The sequence below is a fragment of the Luteimonas sp. A611 genome, assembly GCF_054072715.1.
This window is the reverse complement of the sequence record NZ_JBSVRP010000003.1, coordinates 344,604-364,119: the sequence shown is the minus strand read 5'-3', so window position 1 is coordinate 364,119 and position 19,516 is coordinate 344,604. Positions and strand designations below refer to the sequence as shown.

The following is a 19,516-nucleotide window of genomic DNA, read 5'->3' as shown; positions in this document are numbered from 1 at the left end:
GCGGCGGGCATCGGCAAGGTGCGCGCCGCCGTCTAAGGGGCAACGCTGAAAAGTACCGTTTGTCATTCCGAACGCAGTGAGGAATCTCGGAAATCAGGAGCAGAGACTTCTCGCTACGCTCGAAATGACAGTTTTTCAGCGTTGCCCTAAACCGCCTGCCGAAGCTCCAGCACGAACGACGCGCCGCCGCCGTCGCGGTCTTCGTAGCGCAACTCACCGCCCGACGCCGCCACGATCTGGCGCGCAAGCGACAGCCCCAGCCCCGTGGACGCAGCATCGGTCGCCGCGTCGCCGGTGCTGATCCGGAAAAACGGCGTGAACAGCGACGAATGCTGGCTCTCGGGAATACCCGGGCCGCGGTCCTCCACGCGCAGCTGCCAGTAGCCCGGTGCGCTGGGCCGCAGCACGAGGTCGATGTCGCTGCCCGGCGCGTACTTGATCGCGTTGCTGATCAGGTTCTCGCAGACCTGGCGCAGTACCAGCGCATCGATCGCCACCGATGTCTGCTCCGGCAGCTCGTCGATGCGCAGTCGTGAACCGCGCTCCTCCAGCTGCAGCGCGTAGCGCTGCTCGATCCACTGCGCCAGTTCGGTCAGGCAGGCGCGCGCCGACGCGTCGTCCGCGCGCGGACGGGCCGAGGCCTGGGTTTCCAGGTAGCGGCGGATGTAGTCCAGCGCATCCTCGGCGCTGTCGCGCACCATCTGCAGGTAGCGCGGGATGCGGTCCTCGCGGGTCTGCCCGGTGATCAACAGGTCGCTGGCGAAGAAGATGCTGGTCAGCGGGTTTTTCAGGTCATGCGCGACCAGGTTCACCAGCTCCTGGCGCTCGTGCGCCACGCGCTCGAGCCGGTCGCGGGTGAGCTTGAGGCCGATGTGGGCCTGCACGCGGGCCAGCAGTTCCTCGGGCATGAACGGCTTGGTGACATAGTCCACCGCGCCCGAATCGAAGGCGCGCAGCAGCAGCTCGCGGTCGTGCGCGGCGGTCAGGAACACCACAGGGACCGAGGACCAGTCCGGATTCTGGCGCACCTCCTCCAGCAGTTCGAAGCCGTCCATGCCGGGCATCATCATGTCCAGCAGCAACAGGTCGGCGCCCTGGCGCTCGAGCAGCTGCAGCGCGTCGGCGCCGCTTTCGGCGGTGTGCACCGTATAGCCCTGGCGCGACAGCAGCGCGCTGATGACGCGAAGGTTGGATGGCTGGTCGTCGACGACCACTACCCGCCCCGCCATGGTCTTCGCTGTCGGCATCTGCGCGCGCGAGTCCTTTCAATGCCGGCATGCCGCAATGGCTGCCGGCCGGTCACGTTATCAGACGGGCGGGCAGGGCCGGAACCCGGCCCGTTCAGTTTAGTGAAGAGCGCTCTGGAACGGGTCGATCTCGCGCCACTGGCCTGGCGCCAGGCCGTCCAGAACATGGTTTCCAATCGCCACCCGCACCAGCCGCAGCGTCGGCAGGCCGACCGCGGCGGTCATGCGCCGCACCTGCCGGTTGCGCCCTTCACCGATCACCAGCCGCAGCCAGGCGTCAGGCACGCTGCGCCGGTAGCGCACCGGCGGATCGCGCGGCCACAGCGTCGGCGCTTCAATCAGCGCCGCCTGCGCCGGGCGGGTCGGGCCATCGTTGAGGTCGACGCCCTCGCGCAGCCGCTGCAGCTGCTCCGGCGATGGCGCGCCTTCCACCTGCACCAGGTAGGTCTTGGGCTGCTTGTGGCGCGGATCGGTGATGCGGTGCGCGAGCGCGCCATCGTCGGTCAGCAGCAGCAGGCCTTCGCTGTCGTGGTCGAGCCGGCCGGCCGGATACACCCCGGGCGGCAGCCCGAATTCCGCAAGCGTGCGCCGCGGCGGCACGCTGCGGTCGGTGAACTGGCACAGCACGCCGAATGGCTTGTTGAGCGCGATCAGCGCCACGCCGGCCTAGTCGTCGCTGATCACGCTTGCGCGCACGCTGTAGCCACCCACGTGGCCTTCGCCCATCGGCAGTGAATTCACGCGCACGGTGTAGCTGCCGGTCTCCGGCGCGGTCACCACCAGCAGCGCGTTGGTGCTGCCGTCGTCGCGGTCGTCGTTCTCGCCCAGCTGGTCGCCGTCGGGGCGGAACACGATCACCACCGGATCGAAATCCCCGGACTTCACCGTCACCGCGACCAGCTGGCCCTGCTGCAGGCGCAGGCTGTAGTCGTGGCTGCGGCCACCGCGGTCACTGGGCCGGTCGGTGGCGAGCAGCTGGCCCTGCACGGTCGTGCCGACCGACAGCGGCTGGGCGGCGATGGCGGGAACTGCGGCGGCGGCGAGGCTCAGGGCGAGGAGGGTCTTGCGCATGGGATTCCTGTCGAGTGGGTGCGCGCGTCGATCGGCTGCCGCGGCGCGGCAGTCGCTCAGGCCGGTCGATGAGCGGCGCATAGCTTAGTGGGTCTGGATTGGCGCGCGCGAGCGGGTGCCGAAGCAAAGCGCGCGGGCAGACGGATGTCGCCCGCGCGCGCGGTGCGGGCGGATCGCTGCTGCGGACTACTCGCGAGCGCGCTTCACGAAGCGCAGCGTCATCCGGTCGCTCTCGCCGATCGCGCGATACTTCTCCGCGTCCGCGGCGTCATGGTTGTTGCCCGGGGGCAGGGTCCACACGCCGTTGGGGTGGTCCCTGGTGTCCTTCGAGTTGGCGTTGACCTCGCTCTTGGCGTCGAGCGTGAACCCGGCGGCCTCGGCCATCGCGATCACCTGCGCCTCGCCGACGTAGCCGGAGCGGTCGTCGGCCGCCACGTCGGCCTTGGCGCGGTGCTCGACCACGCCCAGCACGCCGCCGGGCTTGAGCACGTCGAAGAAGCCCTTGAACATGCCCTCGGCCTGGCCGCTGCCGCGCCAGTTGTGCACGTTGCGGAAGGTCACGACGAGGTCGGCCGAGCCGGGCTCGCCGAACTTCGGCGCGGCCGGGTCATAGGCCACGACCGTGGCGCGGTCGAACTGCGCCGATGCGTCCGCGAACGTCTTCTCGATGCCGTCCTTGGAGCGCTGCGCATAGTCGCGGCGGCCTTCGGCCAGCGCCTGCGGATCGACCACCGCGGCCACGTAGCGGCCGCCTTCGCGCAGGTAGGGGGAAAGGATCTCGGCGTACCAGCCGCCGCCCGGGGTGATCTCGACCACGGTCTGGTCGGGTGCGATGCCGAAGAAGGCCAGGGTTTGGGCCGGATGCCGATGGGCATCGCGCACGCGGTTGTCTTCGCTGCGCCAGTCGCCGGCGATGGCGGCAGCGAGCGCGGCGTCGGCAGCGGGCTGCGCCGCGTCGGCAGCGTCGCTCGCGGGTTCGGCAGCCAGCACGGGCAGCGCGGTCGACAGGGCCAGGGCCAGCAGGCCGGCGCGGAGGATCGTGTGTCGGATCATGGGCGTGTTCCTGACGGGTGATCGCGCGAGGCTAGCACGGCTGTCCCGGGTGGATCCCGGTGCGTTGACGCGCCGCAGGGCAGCAGTGCAGGCCACGGATTTACGCGGATGACGCGGATCAGGCAGCAGCAGGCGAAGACTCGGTGCTGTGGGGACGTCCTTCAACACATCCGCGTTTGATCCGCGTCATCCGCGTCATCCGTGGCAGGGCATTGCTTCGGATGCGACCGCGCGGCGTCCACCGCAAACGCAGATCCCTCACTGCGTTCGGGATGACAGTAGACAGTGCGGTTGCGAGGTCCCCGCAGCACGTTGCACTCGGCGGCCGGTACAAACGCGAAGCCCGGCGCGATGGCCGGGCTTCGACGTGTAGCAGGCCGCTGGGCGCGCGCTACAGACCCGCCAGCGCGCTGTTGAAGGTGTCGCTTGGACGCATGGCCGCCGACACCTTCCGCGTGTCGGGACGGTAGTAGCCGCCGATGTCCACGGGGCGGCCCTGCACGCTGACGAGTTCGGCGAGGATCCGCTCCTGCTGGTCCGCCAGCGCGGCGGCCAGCGGCGCGAACTTCTGCTTCAGCCCGGCATGTTCGTCCTGCGCGGCCAGCGCCTGCGCCCAGTACAGGGCCAGGTAGTAGTGGCTGCCGCGGTTGTCGAGCTGGCCCACCTTGCGCGCCGGCGAACGGTTCTCGTCGAGGATGCGGCCGTTGGCCTCGTCCAGCGCCTTGGCCAGCGCCGGCGCCGCCGAGTTCAGCCAGCGCTGGCTGATGTGCTCGAGCGAAGCGGCCAGCGCCAGGAACTCGCCCAGCGAATCCCAGCGCAGGTAGTTCTCCTCCATGAACTGCTGCACGTGCTTGGGCGCCGAGCCGCCGGCCCCGGTCTCGAACAGCCCACCGCCGGCCATCAGCGGCACGATCGACAGCATCTTGGCGCTGGTGCCCAGCTCCATGATCGGGAACAGGTCGGTGAGGTAGTCGCGCAGCACGTTGCCGGTGACCGAGATGGTGTCCTCGCCGCGGCGGATGCGCTTGAGCGAGAGCTTCATCGCCTCCATCGGCGGCAGGATGCGGATGTCGAGCGCGTCGAGCGTGTGTTGCTTGAGGGACTGCTCGACCTTGGCGATCACCTGGGCGTCGTGCGCGCGCGCGCTGTCGAGCCAGAACACCGCCGGCGTGTGGCTCAGCGCGGCGCGATCGACGGCCAGCTTCACCCAGTCGCGGATCGCCGCGTCCCGGGTCTGGCACATGCGCCAGATGTCGCCAGCCTCGACCGCATGCTCGAACACCGTGTTGCCGGCGTCGTCGATCACGCGGATGGCGCCGTCGCCCGGCGCCTGGAAGGTCTTGTCGTGGCTGCCGTACTCCTCGGCCTTCTGCGCCATCAGGCCGACGTTGGGCACGCTGCCCATCGTCGCCGGGTCGAACGCGCCGTTGGCCTTGCAGTCCTCGATCACCGCCTGGTAGATGCCGGCGTAGCAACGGTCGGGGATCACCGCCTTGGTGTCCTGCAGCTTGCCTTGCGCGTTCCACATGCCGCCCGAGTCGCGGACCATCGCCGGCATCGAGGCGTCGACGATCACGTCGCTGGGCACGTGCAGGTTGGTGATGCCCTTGTCGGAGTTGACCATCGCCAGCGACGGCCGCCGTGCGTACAGCGCGTCGATCTCGGCGCGCATCGCATCACGCGCGTCGCCCGGCAGCGCGTCCAGGCGTGCGTACAGGTCGCCGATGCCGTTGTCGGGATTGAAGCCGGCCCGCGCCAGCGCGTCGGCGTGCTTCTCCAGCACCGGCCGGTAGAACTCGGTCACCGCGACGCCGAACATGATCGGGTCGGAGACCTTCATCATCGTCGCCTTCAGGTGCAGCGAGAACAGCACGCCCTGCGTGCGCGCGTCCTCGATCTCGCGGGCGATGAAGGCGGCCAGTGACTTGCGCGACATGCTCGCGGCGTCGACGATTTCGCCAGCCTGCACCTTCAGCGGAGCGCGCAACGCGGTCGTGCCGCCGTCGCTGCCGACGAACTCGATGCGCAGGCTGCCGGCCGCGGCCATCGTCGCGGACTGCTCGCTGCCGTAGAAATCGCCATCGTCCATGTGCGCGACGTGCGAGCGCGAATCAGCGCTCCACTTGCCCATGCGGTGCGGATGCTTGCGCGCGAACTCCTTCACCGAACGCGGCGCGCGGCGGTCGGAATTGCCCTCGCGCAGCACCGGGTTCACCGCGCTGCCCAGGGCCTTGCCGTAGCGGGCGCGGACGTCGCGCTCGCCATCGTCCCTGGGCTCGTCGGGATAGTCGGGCAGCGGATAGCCCTGCGCCCGCAGTTCGCGGATCGCGGCCTTGAGCTGCGGCACCGAGGCGCTGATGTTGGGCAGCTTGATGATGTTGGCCTCGGGCGTGTTGGCCAGCGCGCCGAGTTCGGCCAGGTCGTCCGCCACCTTCTGTGCGTCCGCGAGCCTGTCCGGGAACTGCGCCAGGATCCGCCCCGACAGCGAGATGTCGCGTGTCTCCACCGAGATGCCCGCGGCACCGGCGAACGCCTGCACGATCGGCAGCAGCGATGCAGTGGCCAGGAACGGCGCCTCGTCGGTGAGGGTGTAGATGATCTTCGGCGTGTCGGACATGGAGGTTCTCTTCTCGTCGAGCAGCGGAATGGCAAGCGCGCCATTGTCGCGCTTCGACGGGGATGGGGCAAAAGGCCGGGATATCCGGGGCGCCTGAAAACAGGAAAGCGCGGCTTTCGCCGCGCTTTCGATGGAGCACGAGGCTCGCGTGTGTCAGCGCACGTCGAACTCGCTGGTGTTGATCACGCTGCCGTCCTGCGACACCTCGACGCGGTAGCGGCCGGTCGGCCAGCCGTCGGGGTTGCTGATGTGGAAGTCGGTGGTCTGTGCGCCGGCGGCAACGTCCTTGGTTTCTTCGGCGACGGTCTGGTTGCTGTCCAGGTGGGTCCACTTCGCGACGAGGCGGCTGGGGGCGGTGCCGTCGGTCGCGACCGAAGCATGGATGGTGTCGCCGGCGGCGAACGAGGTCAGCGGCATCGCGATCGTGTTGTTGGCACCGATCGCATTGCCCAGGGTGACCGCACCGGAGGTGACGGCGGGAGTGGCCATCGGCGCCGGGGTCGGCGCGGTGGGCGCAGTCTCGACCGGCGTGACCGGCGGTACGACGGGTGCGGGCTCGTCCTTGCGGCAGCCAACGAGGGCGGCAGCGCCGACGACGGCGACCAGCAGGGCTTGCGAGAGACGGGTATGGCGCATGGTGTTGTCCTCTTGAATGGGGTCGTCTTGGATGGAGTCGTCAGGTCTGGATCAGGCCGCAGAGGGCGGTGGGGCCTTGCCTTCGCCGTCTTCCTCGATCTCGGGCAGCGTGATCACCTGCCCGGGAAAGATGCGGTCGGGGTTGTCGAGCGTGTCGCGGTTGGCCTGGAAGATCCGCTGCCAGTCGCTGGCCTTGCCGTAGACGCGCTTGGCGATGGCCGACAGGGTGTCGCCCTGCTCGATCGTGTAGCTGCGCGCGCCGCCCTGGTCGGTGGGCACGGTGTCGGCGCCGCTGCGGACATTGGAGAAATCGGGCTTGGCGCCAGCGAGCGTGCCGCCGCCGCCGCCCCCTTCCTGCCCGCCGGCCGGCTTGGTGTTGGCGCCGCTCTGGACGCTGGAAAAATCGGGTTTCCGGTCGTTGCTCATGCGCGGACGCTCCTCGCCAATGGGTGTGCGGGAGGACGGTGGCACGCGGGGCGTTAAGGGCGCATCGCGGCCCGGCAGCTGCGTCGTTCAGCTATGGCTCCCCGCGTTCGCGGGGATGGCGACAGTTGTTCAGAGGTTCCCTATTGCCTATTGCCGCGGATCGCGCCGGGGCGCCGGCGGCGGGCAGCCGGGCGTGGCGCGCCAGGGATTGATGTCCAGGCCGCCGCGGCGGGTGTAGCGGGCCTCGACCGACAGCCGCTGCGGCCCGCAGCGGGCCAGCAGGTCGACGAAGATCTGCTCGACGCACTGTTCGTGGAAACCGGCGTGCTCGCGGAACGAGACCAGGTAGCGCAGCAGGCTGGCGTGGTCGATGCGCGGGCCGCGATAGGCGATGTCGACCGTGGCCCAGTCGGGCTGGCCGGTGACCGGGCAGTTGGACTTGAGCAGTTCGCTGCGCAGGGTCTCGTCGGCATCGTCGCCGGGCTCGGAGCGGAGCAGGCCGGGATCGGGCGGGCCGTAGCTGTCGATCTCCACGTCCAGCGCGTCGATGCAGATGGCCTGGTCATCGCCGGACAGCGGCGGCAGGCCGAACCGGACCTCCACGCGCCCGCCGGCCGCCTGCGACAGATCGTCCGCGATGCGCGTGCGCACGCTCTCGTTATCGTCGAAGCGGGTGGCGTTGAGCGAGTTGAGATAGAGCTTGAGCGACTTGGACTCGACCAGGTTCGGGGTCGAGGCCGGCACGCCCAGCGTGGCGGTTGCGGCCACGGGCTTGCCGCGCGGGTCCAGCCACGACAGCTCGTAGGCGTGCCAGCGGTCGTGCCCGATGAAGGGCAGCGCGCCGGCCAGCGCCAGCGCCTGCCTGCCGGCCGCACGCGGGATCGGGAACAGCAGCGCGGGGTCGAAGTGCCGCGGATAGGCGACTTCGCGGCCGAGCAGCGAATCTTCGGGTCGGGACATGACCGCATTCTATCGTCGGGCGCGAATCGCCCGCGCCGGGTGAAGCGCCTTCGTGGTCGACCGCCCCCCGGATGCGGCCGTGGCCCTGGCCGGACGAGGTGTCGAAGGCGAAGCCGGCCACGGATTTCGCGGATCACGCGGATCACGCGGATCGAGGCGGGACAGGACGAAGCGAGCGGCCCGTATCCGCGTGATCCGCGTGATCCGTGGCAAAAGCCCCGCTCCAGGCGACGGATGCGAATTCAGGCCCGTGCCCGGCCCTGTCGATGACGCGGCGAGCCAGGCATGCAGTCTCTGGCCTTGTCCGCGTTACGGCTCGCCGGCGAGATAGTCCAGGCTCACCTGCAGCATCGCGCGCAGGCCGACATCGAGCGCGGATTCGTCGAGGAAGAATTCGGGCGAATGGTTGCTGGGCGCCTTCATCGGATCCTGGCCCGGCGGGGTGGCGCCGACGAAGAAGAACATCGCCGGCACCTCGCGCGCATAGAACGAGAAGTCCTCCGCGCCCATGGTCAGGCCCGGATCGATCACGTTGCCGGCGCCCACCACCTTCTCCAGGCTCGGCCGCATGCGCGCGGTGAGCTGCGGATCGTTGACCGTGACCGGATTGCCCTTGCTGTCGGGCACCTTGGCCACGGCGCTTGCGCCGTGCGCTTGCGCCACCTTGTCGGCGACATTGGCCAGGTCGGCGAAGACCTGCTGGCGCATGTCCTCGTCGAAGGTGCGGATGGTGCCGACCAGCTCGACGCTGTCGGGAATGATGTTGTAGCGGATGCCGCCGCGGATCGAGCCGAAGCTCACCACCACCGGCTGCCTGGAGATGTTCTGGCGGCGGCTGACGATGCTTTGCGCGGTGCCGACCACGTCGGCGGCAGCCACGATCGGGTCGATCCCGCCCCAGGGCCGCGAGCCGTGCGTCTGCCGCCCCTGCACCACGATATTGAAGCGGTCCGACGCCGCCATCAGCGGGCCGCCACGCACGCCGATCTGGCCTGCGTGGATGGTCGAGAACACATGCAGCCCAAACACCGCCTCGGGCTTGAAGCCGTCGAACAGGCCCTGCGCCAGCATCTCCTCGGCGCCGCCTTCCTCGCCGTCGGGCGGGCCTTCCTCGGCCGGCTGGAAGATGAAGAGCACCTCGCCCGCGAGTTGCTCGCGCATTCCCACGAGCGCCTGCGCCACACCCATCAGGATCGCGGTATGCGCGTCGTGGCCACAGGCGTGCATCACGCCGGTGGTCTCGCCGCGGTAACTTGCCGTGGCCGTGGAGGCGAACGGCAGGCCGCTGCGCTCGGTGACCGGCAGCGCGTCCATGTCGGCGCGCAGTGCGATGCGCGGGCCCGGTCTGCCGCCCTTGAGCACGGCGGTCACGCCGGTGGTGGCGATGCCGGTCTTCGGCTCCAGCCCCAGCGCGCGCAGGTGGTCGGCGACGAGCGCGGCGGTGCGGGTTTCGCGGTTGCCGAGCTCGGGATGCTGGTGGATGTCGCGGCGCCACTCCACCACCTGGGCCTGCAGCGTGCGCGCGGCCTCGGCCACCTCCGCGCGCTGTGCGTCCTGTGCGGTGGCCGGCAGCGACAGGCATGCGGCCAGCATGAGCGCCAGCAAGGTCGGCATGGGGCGGGGCTGGCGCATCGCGTCTCTCCGGTCGGGAATCCTCGCGATGCTACCGGATCGGGTTTGCTGCGCCCGCGTAGAATTGCCGCCTTCGCGCGGCGTTTGCGCGCACGCCTGGATTGCAATGTACGAAATCGCAGTGCAGGTGCTGGCGTGGCTGTTCCTGGCCGCGCTGCTGGCCGGCTTCATCGACGCGATCGCGGGTGGCGGCGGCATGGTCACCATTCCGGCGATGCTGCTGGCCGGCATCCCGCCGCTGCAGGTGCTGGGCACCAACAAGCTGCAGGCGGTGTTCGGCTCAGGCGCGGCCAGCTGGAGCTATGCGCGCGGCGGCCACGTCGAGCTGCGCGGGCAGTGGCCGATGGTGCTCACCGCAGCGCTGGGCGCGGCCGCTGGCGCGCTGCTGGCCACCGTCCTGCCCACCGACTGGCTGCACGCGGTGCTGCCGGTGCTGCTGGTCGCGATCGCGCTCTACTTCGGATTCAAGCGCGGCGTCGGCGAGATCGAGCGCCAGCGCCGGATCAGCCCGCTGCTGTTTGGCCTGCTGTTCGTGCCGGCGATCGGCTTCTACGACGGCGTGTTCGGGCCGGGCACCGGCTCGTTCCTGATGCTGGGCTTCGTGTCGCTGGCCGGCTTCGGCATCCTCAAGGCCACCGCGCACACCAAGTTCCTCAACTTCGGCTCCAACGTCGGCGCGCTGGTGGTGTTTCTGGCGGCCGGCGCGGTGATCTGGAAGGTGGGCCTGGTGATGGGCGCCGGGCAATGGATCGGCGCGCGCCTGGGCTCGCACTTCGCCATGCGCCAGGGCGCGCGCGTGATCCGGCCGCTGCTGGTGGTGGTGTCGATCGCGCTGGCGCTGCGGCTGCTGGCCGATCCGGCGCATCCGCTGCGGCAGTGGCTGGGGCTCTAGTGACCCGCCATCCGAAGTCCTGACTCGTGTCATTCCGAACCCGCGCAGCGGGTGAGGAATCTCGCTCTGTCAGGCCTGCGTCGGTGATCGAGATCCCTCACCTGCGGTTCGGGATGACAAGTTCAAACATCGTGGGGCCGGGCCAATAGGCCTCAGCCGCCCGCGAGGAAATCCACGGTGGCCTGCAGCATCGCGCGCACGCCCAGGTCGAGTGCGGACTCGTCCGGTGCGTACTGCGGCGAGTGGTTCATCGGTGCCGATTCGAGCGGCTGGTCGCGCGGGGTGGTGCCGACGAAGAAGTACAGCCCCGGCACCACGTTGGCGAACTGCGAGAAATCTTCGGCGATGGTGTAGCGCGGCACTTCGACCAGGTTGCCCTTGCCCGCGGCGGCTTCCAGCGAGGGGCGCAGCCGTTCGAGCAGGGCCGGATCGTTGCTGGTCGAGGGTGCGTTCGCCGCCACTTCAAGCGTGGCCGTCGCGCCGCTGGCGGCAGCGAAGTGTTCTGCGGTGTTGCGAAAGCGATCGATCACGTCCTGGCGCACGCCGGGATCGAAGGTGCGCAGCGTGCCCACCATGGTCGCCTCGTCGGGAATGATGTTGAAGCGCGTGCCGCCCTGGATCTGTCCGGCGGTGAGCACCACCGGATGCGCGGTGATGTCGACCTGGCGGGCGATGATCGACTGCGCGCCCAGCAGCACCTGCGCGGCAACGGTGAGCGGATCCACGCCCGCCCAGGGCTGCGAGCCGTGGGTCTGGCGACCACTGATCTTCAGCGTCCACTCGTCGGCGCTGGCCATGAACGGGCCGGCGCGCACGCCGAGCTGGCCGGCGTGCAGGCGCGACCACACGTGCAGGCCCATCACCGCGTCGGGCTTGAAGTCATCGAAGATGCCTTCGTCGAGCATGCGCTTCGCGCCCGCGACCTCGCCCGCCACCGGCGGGCCTTCCTCGGCCGGCTGGAACACGAACATCACCTCGCCGGCCAGCTGTTCGCGCATCCCGGCCAGTGCCTCGGCCACGCCCATCAGGATCGCCACGTGCAGGTCGTGTCCGCAGGCGTGCATCACCCCGACCGGCTGGCCGCGATACTCGCTTTTCACGGTGGAGGCGAACGGCAGCCCGGTGGCTTCGGTGACCGGCAGTGCGTCCATGTCGGCACGCAGGGCGATGCGCGGACCGGGCTTGCCGCCCTTGAGCACGGCAGTCACGCCGGTCGGACCGATGCCGGTGCGCGGCTCCAGCCCCAGCGCGCGCAGGTGATCGGCGACCACGCGCGCGGTGCGCACTTCCTCGTTGCCCAGTTCCGGATGCTGGTGCAGGTCGCGGCGCCACTCGACCACTTTCGGTTGCACGGCGTGCGCGGCGGCGTCGATGTCGGCCGAGACCTGCGCCAGGGACAGCGCGGGGACGAGTGCAAGTGCGAGCATGGCGAGGACGGGACGGGGCATGGGGATGTCCGTGGCACGGGAACCCGCATCGTATGCGAGCGCGGTGCCCGTGGCGGGCCGTCGCGCACGGATGACGCATTCCGTCCAGGATGACCCGAAGCCAACGGGTGTCTTCCCGTTCTGACCGTGCGTGTCCCGAAGCCGTGCTTTGCAACAGCCGCCGCCTGGACAGGCGGGGATCCAGTGACCCCAAGCCGTGGAGGTCAAAGCCATTGGATGACCGGACGTTCGTCCGTTACAAAGCGCTTCCCGCTTGTTCACAGGTTCCCCAGCCGAAGGGACGACATCCAGGTTGCGATGCCGGAGGGACCGGGGCGGGGGTAGCGCAAGCGGCACATGGATGTGCCGCGGCCGCGAGTGCGGACACGGACGTCTGCCCGAGCGGTGCGCTACCCCCGCCCGGGGCGCTGCGGCCCATCCGAAGCGCCCATCCGAAGCGGCCGTCGGCCTACAGCACGGCACCCGTTACGCGCTACGGAAAATTGCCCATCACCGCACTGCCACCGCCGCCGCTCGGCGGGCGTGGGCTGCTGTCGTCGCCAGCCGAAGGACCCGTGGCGGTGGCCTGGAGCTGCGGCGGCGGCTCACCGCGCCAGCGCCGGGTCGCGCGCTGGAAGAACAGGCTGTTGGGCACGCGCAGCACGCTCTCGCCGCCGCCGGGATGGGTTTCCTCAAGCGTGACGTACACCAGGTTCATGTCGATCACCCGCCCGCGCAGGCCGACCTTGTCCCCGCTCTCCACCAGCTCGATGTGGTCGAGCAGGCGAAACGGACGCGTGATCAGGATCAACAGCGCACAGAACACGTTGGTCAGCACGCTCCACAGCGCGAAGAACGCGACCGCCGCGACGGTCGCGAAACCGGTGAACGCGCCCCACAGCACCCCACCCGACACCCCCAGCACGCGCAGCACCAGCAGCAGCGCGGCAAAGCCCACGAAGAAGCCGATCGTGCGCCGGGCGATGATCACGATCTCGGCCGGCAGCTCGTAGCGCCGCGCCACCCGCCGCACCAGGCGCAGCAGCAGCCAGCGCAGCAGCAGCGCGCACAGCACAATCAGCACCACCAGCACCAGCGCGGTGATCTCTCCCAGCCAGGACTGCAGCCAGGGCGGCAGGAAACGGGTCATTGCGGCCCCACGCAGCCGGTTCTGCGCGGACGCGCGCCGGTGTGGCCTGGGACGGGAGCGGCAGGGGAAGGCGGGCGCATGCAAATTCCAGCCGGCTCGCGGCGCCGGATCGAGGGCGGCAAGCTTGCAGCAGAGGCCCTGCGCCGGCAAGCGCGAACGCAAGCAAAATTATCTTCTGAACATCCCGGCGCCGTCTTTGATCGCGATGTGGATTGCGCACACTGGCCGCGATTGCGGGAGACGTGATGCGCAGCAAGCTGTTCGTACCGGGCGGGCGCCCGGATCTGTTCGCCAAGGCATGTGCGAGCGCGGCCGACGCGGTGTCCTTCGACCTGGAGGACGCGGTGGCCGAGGACCGGAAGGCCGAGGCGCGCGCCGACGTGGCCGCGTTCCTGGCCGTGCATCCGTCCGCCGCCACCGCCAAGCGCAGCATCGTCCGCGTCAATGCGCCCGACAGCCCATACTTTGCGGCCGACCTGGCCGCGATCGTGCCGGCGCAGCCCGACCTGATCAACGTGCCCAAACTCGAATCCGCCGCGCAGGTGCGCGAAGTGGCCGCGCAGCTGGAGCGCGTGGCCGAACGCACGCTAGGTGCCGCTGTTCCGGGCCTGCTGCTCAATATCGAGACCCCGCGCGGCCTGCGCCACGCGGCCGAGATCGCGGCCGCGCATCCGCGCGTGGCCGGCCTGCAGCTGGGCCTTGGCGACCTGTTCGAAGCGCAGGGAATCCGCCGCGACGACCCGGCCAACGTGCACGCTGCGATGTTCCGCGTGGCGCTGGCCGCGGCCGAAGCCGGCGTCTTCGCCTGTGATGGCGCGCATCCCGACTTCCAGGAGCCGGCCGGCTTCGAGCACGAGGCGCGGATCGCGCAGGGGCTGGGTTTCGTCGGCAAGAGCTGCATCCACCCGGGGCAGATCGCCTGGGCGCATGCGGTGTTCACGCCCGACGAGGCCGCGCTGGCCTGGGCGCGCAAGGTGGTGGCCGCCGCCGCCGAGGCCCGCGCGCAGTCGCGCGCGGCGTTCGCGGTCGACGGGCGCATGGTCGACCCGCCCTACCTGCGCCGCGCCGAACGCCTGCTGGCCCAGATGGGCCCATCCGGCGCCTGCGACGCCGCCGCATCGTGAGGTCGACACGCATGCCGGGCTGGTCCCGGCCAGGGGTGATGCTGGCATTGCTGCTGGCCCTGATGGCCAGCGCCATGTTGCCGGTCCATGCCGAGGGCGTGGTCGAGACCCGGGAGACCGAGCTGCCGCGGCTGCCGGCGGGCGCCAATCCGGCCTCCCTGGCGCTGCTGGCCGGGCAGGTGGTCGCCACCGGCGATGGCGCGGCCTGGGCGTTGGCCCCGGACGCGACGGCCTGGCGGCAGGTCCAGCTGCCCGACGATGCCGGCGCGCAATTGCTGGCGTCCGTCGGCCAGGGCGCCCGCGCCTATCGCCTGATGGGTGACCAGCAGCTGCAGCGGATCGAGGACCTGTCCTGGTCCGGCGACCGCTTGGTGGCCAGCGAGCTGCCCATGCTTCCCGAGCCGCTGCGTGCGCCGCGGGCGGCGGTGCTTGGCGACAGCCTGCACGTGGCCGGTCTGGACGAAGACGGTCGCACCCGGCTGTGGGTGCTGGCCACGGCCGGCAAGGGCAGCTGGCGTTCGCACGACGGCTGGCCCGGCGATGGCGCGCCGCAGGCCCTGGTCGCGCAGAAGGCCGCGCTCTACCTCGCCGCCGCCGATGGCGCGCTGTGGCGCTGGACCGCCGACGCGGGCTGGTCGCAGCGCGGCGAGTTGCCCGGCCCGGTGGTGCGGGGCCAGGCCAGCCCGATCGGACAGGCGCACCTGCTCTACCTGCTGGCGTCGCCGGTGGGCGAGCAGCCGCGCCTGTTCCATGTGATCACCGACGCCTGGTCGGACTGGCCCGGGACGACGCCGTCCACGTCCGCCGGACTGGCGCGCGGCAATGGCGTGCTCTGGGCCGGCGCCGACGGCAGCCTGGTCGAGACCCGGCTGCACGGCGGCAAGCACCTGCTGCGCACGCTGGACTGGGTGGTGATCGTGGTCTACCTGGCCGCGATGCTCGCCATGGGCTTCTGGTTCTACTTCCGCGACCGCAACGAAAGCACTTCGGACTTCTTCGTCGGCGGGCGCAGCATCCCGTTCTGGGCCGCCGGCATCAGCCTGTACGCCACCAACACCAGTTCGATCAGCTTCATCGCGATCCCGGCCAAGGCCTTCGACACCAACTGGCAGTACATGACCAACAACCTGATGGCGGTCGTCGGGTTGACGTTCGTGGCGGTGTGGATCGTGCCGCTGCTGCGCCGGCTGGACCTGATGAGCGTGTTCTCCTACTTGGAGACGCGCTTCCATCCCGCCATCCGCATGCTCTCCAGCGCGCTGTGCATCGTCATGCAGGTCGGCGCGCGCATGAGCGTGATCCTGTTTCTGCCGGCGCTGGCCATCTCCACCATCACCGGGCTGGACGTGGTGTGGTCGATCCTGATGATGGGGGTGTTCACCATCATCTATTCCACCGTCGGCGGCTCCAAGGCGGTGATCTGGACCGACGTGGTGCAGGTGGTGGTGATGTTCGGCGGCGCGCTGTTCGCGGTCGGCTTCATCTTCTGGCACTCCGGCGCCGACCTGCCGCAGCTGATGGACGCGGCCGCGGCGCAGGACAAGACCAAGCTGCTGGATTTCAGCTTCGACCTGACCAAGGCCACCGTCTGGGGCTTCATCTTCCTGGTCCTGTTCGACGTGGTGCTGACCTTCCCCAAGGACCAGGTGCTGATGCAGCGCACCCTGTCGACCAAGGACGACAAGGCCGCGGGTCGCTCGATCTGGGCGTTCGCCGCGATCATGATCCCCGGCGGCGTTGTGTTCTACGGCATCGGCACCGCGCTGTGGATGTACTACAGGAACAACCCCGAGCGCCTGAACCCGCTGCTGCCGATCGACGCGACGTTCCCGCTGTTCATCGCCGCCGAACTGCCGTCCGGCGTCACCGGCCTGATCATCGCCGGCATCTTCGCCGCGGCCATGTCCACGCTTTCGAGCATCATCAACTCGGTCGGCACCCTGGTCTCGGTGGATTTCTACCAGAAGCTGGCCAAGGCCCCGAACGAGAAGACCTCGGTGCGCGTCGCCGAGTGGGCGGGTGTGATGGTGGGCGTGGCCGGCATCCTGATCGCCCTGGTGATGAGCCGCTACGACATCCAGTCGCTGTTCGACGTGTCGATCGAGATGGCCGGCCTGCTCGGCGGCGGCTTCGCCGGCGCCTACACCCTGGGCATGTTCACCCGGCGCGCGAACTCGCCGGGCGTGGCGATCGGCGTGGCCGGCTCGATCGTGATCACCGTGGTGTGCTGGACGATGGACCTGGTGCACCCGTATTTCTACCTGGCGATCTCGATCGCGCTGTGCATCGTGATCGGTTACATCGCCAGCCTGTTCTTCCCGCCGCCGTCGCGCTCGCTGGAAGGGCTGACCATCTACACACCGGCCCCAGGCTGAACCCCGGCGACCGGCAACGGCGGCGCGCGCGGCACGCGGGTGTCATCATGGCGTCCGCATTCTTCCGCCGCATGCGGAGCGCGATCGGGCAGGACAGGTGGATACGCAGTTTCTCTATACGTTCGTGAACGTCGCCGACCGCGGCTCGATGGCGGCGGCGGCGCGCTTCCTCCACATCACCCCCGCGGCGGTGGCGCAGCAGATCCGCACGCTGGAGCGCGAGCTCGGCGTGCCGCTGATCGCGCGCGCCGGGCGCACGGTCAATGTCACCGAAGAGGGCGCGCGCATCCTGGAGCGCGTGCGCGCGGTGCTGCGCGACGTGTCCGACCTGCGCAGCGTCGCCAACGACCGCGCGATTGCCGGCGAACTGCGCCTGGGCGCCTGCCCGACGGTGCTGGTGGGCATGCTGCCGGACGTGCTGGCGCGCATGGTCAGCCGCTTTCCGCAGATCAACGTGTTCATCAAGCCCGGGCACTCGGCCGAGCTCTACGGCGACGTTGAAAGCGGCGAGCTGGATGCGGCGCTGGTGCTGCAGGCGCCGTTCGAGCTGCCCAAGACCTGCCGCTGGGAGCTGCTGCGCGAAGAACCGCTGGTGGTGCTGGTGCCGGAGAAGTTCGCCCACCGCGACCCGCACGAGGTGCTCGCCAGCGAACCGCTGATCCGCTACGACCGCCACCAGTGGGGCGGGCGCCTGGCAGAGGAATACCTGCGTCGCGTCGGCATCGTGCCGCGCGAGCGCTTCGAGCTCAACGCGCTCAACTCCATCGCGGTCATGGTCGACCGCGGCCTGGGCGTGTCGCTGGTGCCGGACTGGCTGCCGCCCTGGCCCGAGGGCCTGCGCTTGGCGCGGCTGCGGCTGCCGGAAGCGAGCGAAGCGCGGCGCATCGGCATCGTGTGGTCGAGCAGCAGCGTGCGCGCACGCGCGGTGGCCGCGCTGCGCGAGGAGTGCCTGAAGGTGTGTGCCACGCTCTAGCGGCGATGCCCGCCGAACCGCGGCGCGGACTCAATCGCGAAACGCGGCCGGATCCGGCAGGCCCACAGGCACGCCTTCGCCGTTGCAGGTGCCGGCGGCGCACAGGCGCTCGCGCAGCCGCGGCGCGGCCTGCACGATCAGGTGGTAGAGCACGTTCTGCTCCATCGTGCCGCGGAACGCATCGCTGCCCGGGCCTAGTGCCCAGACGCCGACGTCCTCGCCGCCGTGGGACTCATCGTGCATCGGCACCAGGACTTCCTGCAGGTAGTCGGGATCGGCGGTGTCCACCCCAGCCAGGTCCGGACGCCCGAGCGCGGCCGAGAAGCCGCCGGGCTTGTGTGGGAAGCGCTTGGGACCGGCCGGCTGGCTGGCGCTTTCACCGACGTAGCCCGAGCCGTTGGCATAGGCCAGGGTGGTGTAGGGCAGGCCGAGGCTGTCGAGCATCTCGCCGTCCTCGTGGCCCTGTGGCGACAGGCGGCCGCGCACGGTGCCCAGGATCGGGTTGCCGCGCGCCGGGTACCCGGCAAAGCTCAGCGTATGGGCGTGGTCGGCGGTGACCACGATCAGCGTGTCCTGCGCCGAGGTCGCCGCCAGCGCCGCTTCCACCGCGCGCGACATGGCGATGGTTTCGTCCAGCGCGCGATAGGCGTTGCCGGCGTGGTGGGCGTGGTCGATGCGCGCGCTTTCCACCAGCAGCACGTATCCGTTCGGGTCGCCCGAGAGTTGCTCGATCGCGATGCCCGTCATCTCCGCCAGGTCGGGCGTGCCGCGTGCACCCGGATCGCGATCGTGGTGGTAGGGCATGTGCTCGGTCGCGAACAGTCCCAGGATCGCGGGCGCGCCGGCGACGCGGCGCAGCTGGCCAGTATCGAGCGCGACCACGCCGCCGGGATGGCGCGCGGCCCATTCGCGCGTCAGGTCGCGGCCATCACGCCTGCGTCCGCGTGCCGCGGCGTCCTGCGCGGATTCGGGAAGGAAGCGCCCAAGGCCGCCGCCCAGCGCCACGCGCGGGCCGCGGCCGGGCGCGAAATCGAGCAACTGCTGCGCGATGTCGCGGCAGCCGGCAGCGATCGCCTCGGCGGGCATCTCGCGATCGCTTTCCCACCCGCGGTTGGGCGTGTGTGCATAGGTGGCGGCCGGCGTAGCGTGGCTCAGGCGCGCGGTGGTGACGATGCCTGTTGCCATGCCTGCGCTGGACGCCAGCCGCAGCCAGGACAGCACATGGTTGGCCTGGCTGCCGGCGCAGTCGCCGACCCGCCCGGCCGAAACGCCGATGGCGCCCATGTGGGTTTTCACGCCGGTGGCGATCGCGGTCATCGTGCCGGCCGAGTCCGGCGTCTGGTGGTCGGTGTTGTAGGTCTTGCTGAGCGCGGTGTACGGGAAATGCTCCCAGGCGAGCAGGTGCTCCTCGCCCTTCAGGTCCTGGCGCTGCCCCTCCATGATCCGTGCGGCGGCCACGGTGGTCAGGCTCATGCCGTCGCCGAGAAAGACGATCACGTTGCGCGCCGCGGCCTTGCCCGCGCCCAGGCGATGCGCGTGCAGCGCGCCATTGCGATACCACCACGCCGCGCTTTCGGCCACGGGGGCGTCGTCGTCCGCGATCACCGCCGCCGGCGCCTGCGTTTTCTGCTGCGGCAGCGGTCGGTGCGTGCAGCCAGCCGCCGACACAGCCAGCAGGGCCACGGTGAATGGGATGCGGAATGGACTCATGCCGGACGTTCCTGTTGCGATGACGTGGGCAGGGCGCTGCGGCTGCGCTGCAGCAACTGGAAGGCGTCCCCGCGACAGTGTTGCTGCGTCGCAACATAGAATGCCTGACATCAAAGGCAATAAAAACTGTCGAGTGAACGTAGCGTTGCGCGGCCCGTGCCGTGTTCACGCGCACCTACCATTCGCTCCGTCCCGGGACCTTCGTCGTCCCGCATTCCAGCAA

Annotated in this window: 15 protein-coding genes and 1 pseudogene; 4 read left to right on the top strand and 12 right to left on the bottom strand. The window is 70.0% G+C overall.

Translation table 11 applies throughout. The annotated features are described in order from the left end of the window. Positions 1-146: 146 nt before the first annotated feature. The 9 genes from ACW5EG_RS14785 to ACW5EG_RS14745 form a co-directional block, all read right to left on the bottom strand. Positions 147-1,247 (bottom strand): hybrid sensor histidine kinase/response regulator, encoded by a 1,101-nt coding sequence (locus tag ACW5EG_RS14785; RefSeq protein WP_457019194.1) that lies wholly within the window; start codon positions 1,245-1,247, stop codon positions 147-149. 99 nt (positions 1,248-1,346) lie between these two features. Further along, entirely contained in the window at positions 1,347-1,901 is a 555-nt protein-coding gene (locus ACW5EG_RS14780) for a pseudouridine synthase (protein WP_457019271.1), read from the bottom strand. 12 nt (positions 1,902-1,913) lie between these two features. Then, positions 1,914-2,318 (bottom strand): PPC domain-containing protein, encoded by a 405-nt coding sequence (locus ACW5EG_RS14775; RefSeq protein ID WP_457019192.1) that lies wholly within the window; start codon positions 2,316-2,318, stop codon positions 1,914-1,916. Positions 2,319-2,504: 186 nt separating this feature from the next. Then, positions 2,505-3,371, bottom strand: coding sequence for a class I SAM-dependent methyltransferase (locus ACW5EG_RS14770; protein WP_457019190.1), 867 nt, complete (start codon positions 3,369-3,371; stop codon positions 2,505-2,507). Positions 3,372-3,762: 391 nt separating this feature from the next. Continuing rightward, positions 3,763-5,988 carry an NADP-dependent isocitrate dehydrogenase gene (locus tag ACW5EG_RS14765; RefSeq protein WP_457019188.1) on the bottom strand — a complete coding sequence of 742 codons (2,226 nt, stop codon included), beginning with the start codon at positions 5,986-5,988 and terminating at the stop codon, positions 3,763-3,765. Between the two features lie 153 nt (positions 5,989-6,141). Beyond that, the gene (locus ACW5EG_RS14760; RefSeq protein WP_457019187.1) at positions 6,142-6,624 is read right to left on the bottom strand and encodes a hypothetical protein; all 483 of its coding nucleotides are present in this window, start codon (positions 6,622-6,624) and stop codon (positions 6,142-6,144) included. Positions 6,625-6,675: 51 nt separating this feature from the next. Then, positions 6,676-7,050, bottom strand: coding sequence for a LysM peptidoglycan-binding domain-containing protein (locus tag ACW5EG_RS14755; protein ID WP_457019185.1), 375 nt, complete (start codon positions 7,048-7,050; stop codon positions 6,676-6,678). A gap of 147 nt (positions 7,051-7,197) precedes the next feature. Continuing rightward, entirely contained in the window at positions 7,198-8,010 is an 813-nt protein-coding gene (queF, locus tag ACW5EG_RS14750; RefSeq protein ID WP_457019184.1) for an NADPH-dependent 7-cyano-7-deazaguanine reductase QueF, read from the bottom strand. A 309-nt stretch (positions 8,011-8,319) separates the two neighbouring features. After that, entirely contained in the window at positions 8,320-9,624 is a 1,305-nt protein-coding gene (locus ACW5EG_RS14745; RefSeq protein WP_457019269.1) for an amidohydrolase, read from the bottom strand. 124 nt (positions 9,625-9,748) lie between these two features. On the opposite strand from ACW5EG_RS14745, the gene ACW5EG_RS14740 reads away from it, so the two are divergent. Then, positions 9,749-10,534, top strand: a complete 786-nt coding sequence (locus ACW5EG_RS14740) for a TSUP family transporter (RefSeq protein WP_457019182.1) — start codon at positions 9,749-9,751, stop codon at positions 10,532-10,534. A gap of 152 nt (positions 10,535-10,686) precedes the next feature. Here the strand turns inward: ACW5EG_RS14740 and ACW5EG_RS14735 are convergent, their stop codons facing one another. Together ACW5EG_RS14735 and ACW5EG_RS14730 are read right to left on the bottom strand one after the other, a co-directional pair. Beyond that, the gene (locus ACW5EG_RS14735) at positions 10,687-11,982 is read right to left on the bottom strand and encodes an amidohydrolase (RefSeq protein ID WP_457019181.1); all 1,296 of its coding nucleotides are present in this window, start codon (positions 11,980-11,982) and stop codon (positions 10,687-10,689) included. A gap of 589 nt (positions 11,983-12,571) precedes the next feature. Continuing rightward, positions 12,572-13,111 (bottom strand): annotated as a pseudogene (locus ACW5EG_RS14730) (mechanosensitive ion channel domain-containing protein); the annotation flags it as partial. Between the two features lie 245 nt (positions 13,112-13,356). On the opposite strand from ACW5EG_RS14730, the gene ACW5EG_RS14725 reads away from it, so the two are divergent. From ACW5EG_RS14725 to ACW5EG_RS14715, 3 genes are all read left to right on the top strand, one after another. Further along, the gene (locus tag ACW5EG_RS14725; RefSeq protein WP_457019180.1) at positions 13,357-14,235 is read left to right on the top strand and encodes an HpcH/HpaI aldolase/citrate lyase family protein; all 879 of its coding nucleotides are present in this window, start codon (positions 13,357-13,359) and stop codon (positions 14,233-14,235) included. Positions 14,236-14,246: 11 nt separating this feature from the next. Then, complete coding sequence (locus ACW5EG_RS14720; protein ID WP_457019178.1) at positions 14,247-16,610, top strand: sodium:solute symporter family transporter; 2,364 nt, start codon at positions 14,247-14,249, stop codon at positions 16,608-16,610. 97 nt (positions 16,611-16,707) lie between these two features. Further along, positions 16,708-17,583, top strand: coding sequence for a LysR substrate-binding domain-containing protein (locus ACW5EG_RS14715; RefSeq protein WP_457019177.1), 876 nt, complete (start codon positions 16,708-16,710; stop codon positions 17,581-17,583). 30 nt (positions 17,584-17,613) lie between these two features. On the opposite strand, the gene ACW5EG_RS14710 is transcribed toward ACW5EG_RS14715, so the two are convergent. Beyond that, positions 17,614-19,293, bottom strand: a complete 1,680-nt coding sequence (locus ACW5EG_RS14710; RefSeq protein ID WP_457019176.1) for an alkaline phosphatase — start codon at positions 19,291-19,293, stop codon at positions 17,614-17,616. Between the last annotated feature and the right edge of the window lie 223 nt (positions 19,294-19,516).

Bases quoted from the DNA above. Each gene is read 5' to 3' on its own strand.
- ACW5EG_RS14785 (WP_457019194.1), bottom strand. From the start codon at position 1,247: ATGCCGACAGCGAAGACCATGGCGGGGCGGGTAGTGGTCGTCGACGAC.
- ACW5EG_RS14775 (WP_457019192.1), bottom strand. From the start codon at position 2,318: ATGCGCAAGACCCTCCTCGCCCTGAGCCTCGCCGCCGCCGCAGTTCCC.
- ACW5EG_RS14770 (WP_457019190.1), bottom strand. From the start codon at position 3,371: ATGATCCGACACACGATCCTCCGCGCCGGCCTGCTGGCCCTGGCCCTG.
- ACW5EG_RS14765 (WP_457019188.1), bottom strand. From the start codon at position 5,988: ATGTCCGACACGCCGAAGATCATCTACACCCTCACCGACGAGGCGCCG.
- ACW5EG_RS14760 (WP_457019187.1), bottom strand. From the start codon at position 6,624: ATGCGCCATACCCGTCTCTCGCAAGCCCTGCTGGTCGCCGTCGTCGGC.
- ACW5EG_RS14755 (WP_457019185.1), bottom strand. From the start codon at position 7,050: ATGAGCAACGACCGGAAACCCGATTTTTCCAGCGTCCAGAGCGGCGCC.
- queF (WP_457019184.1), bottom strand. From the start codon at position 8,010: ATGTCCCGACCCGAAGATTCGCTGCTCGGCCGCGAAGTCGCCTATCCG.
- ACW5EG_RS14745 (WP_457019269.1), bottom strand. From the start codon at position 9,624: ATGCCGACCTTGCTGGCGCTCATGCTGGCCGCATGCCTGTCGCTGCCG.
- ACW5EG_RS14740 (WP_457019182.1), top strand. From the start codon at position 9,749: ATGTACGAAATCGCAGTGCAGGTGCTGGCGTGGCTGTTCCTGGCCGCG.
- ACW5EG_RS14735 (WP_457019181.1), bottom strand. From the start codon at position 11,982: ATGCCCCGTCCCGTCCTCGCCATGCTCGCACTTGCACTCGTCCCCGCG.
- ACW5EG_RS14725 (WP_457019180.1), top strand. From the start codon at position 13,357: ATGCGCAGCAAGCTGTTCGTACCGGGCGGGCGCCCGGATCTGTTCGCC.
- ACW5EG_RS14720 (WP_457019178.1), top strand. From the start codon at position 14,247: ATGCCGGGCTGGTCCCGGCCAGGGGTGATGCTGGCATTGCTGCTGGCC.
- ACW5EG_RS14710 (WP_457019176.1), bottom strand. From the start codon at position 19,293: ATGAGTCCATTCCGCATCCCATTCACCGTGGCCCTGCTGGCTGTGTCG.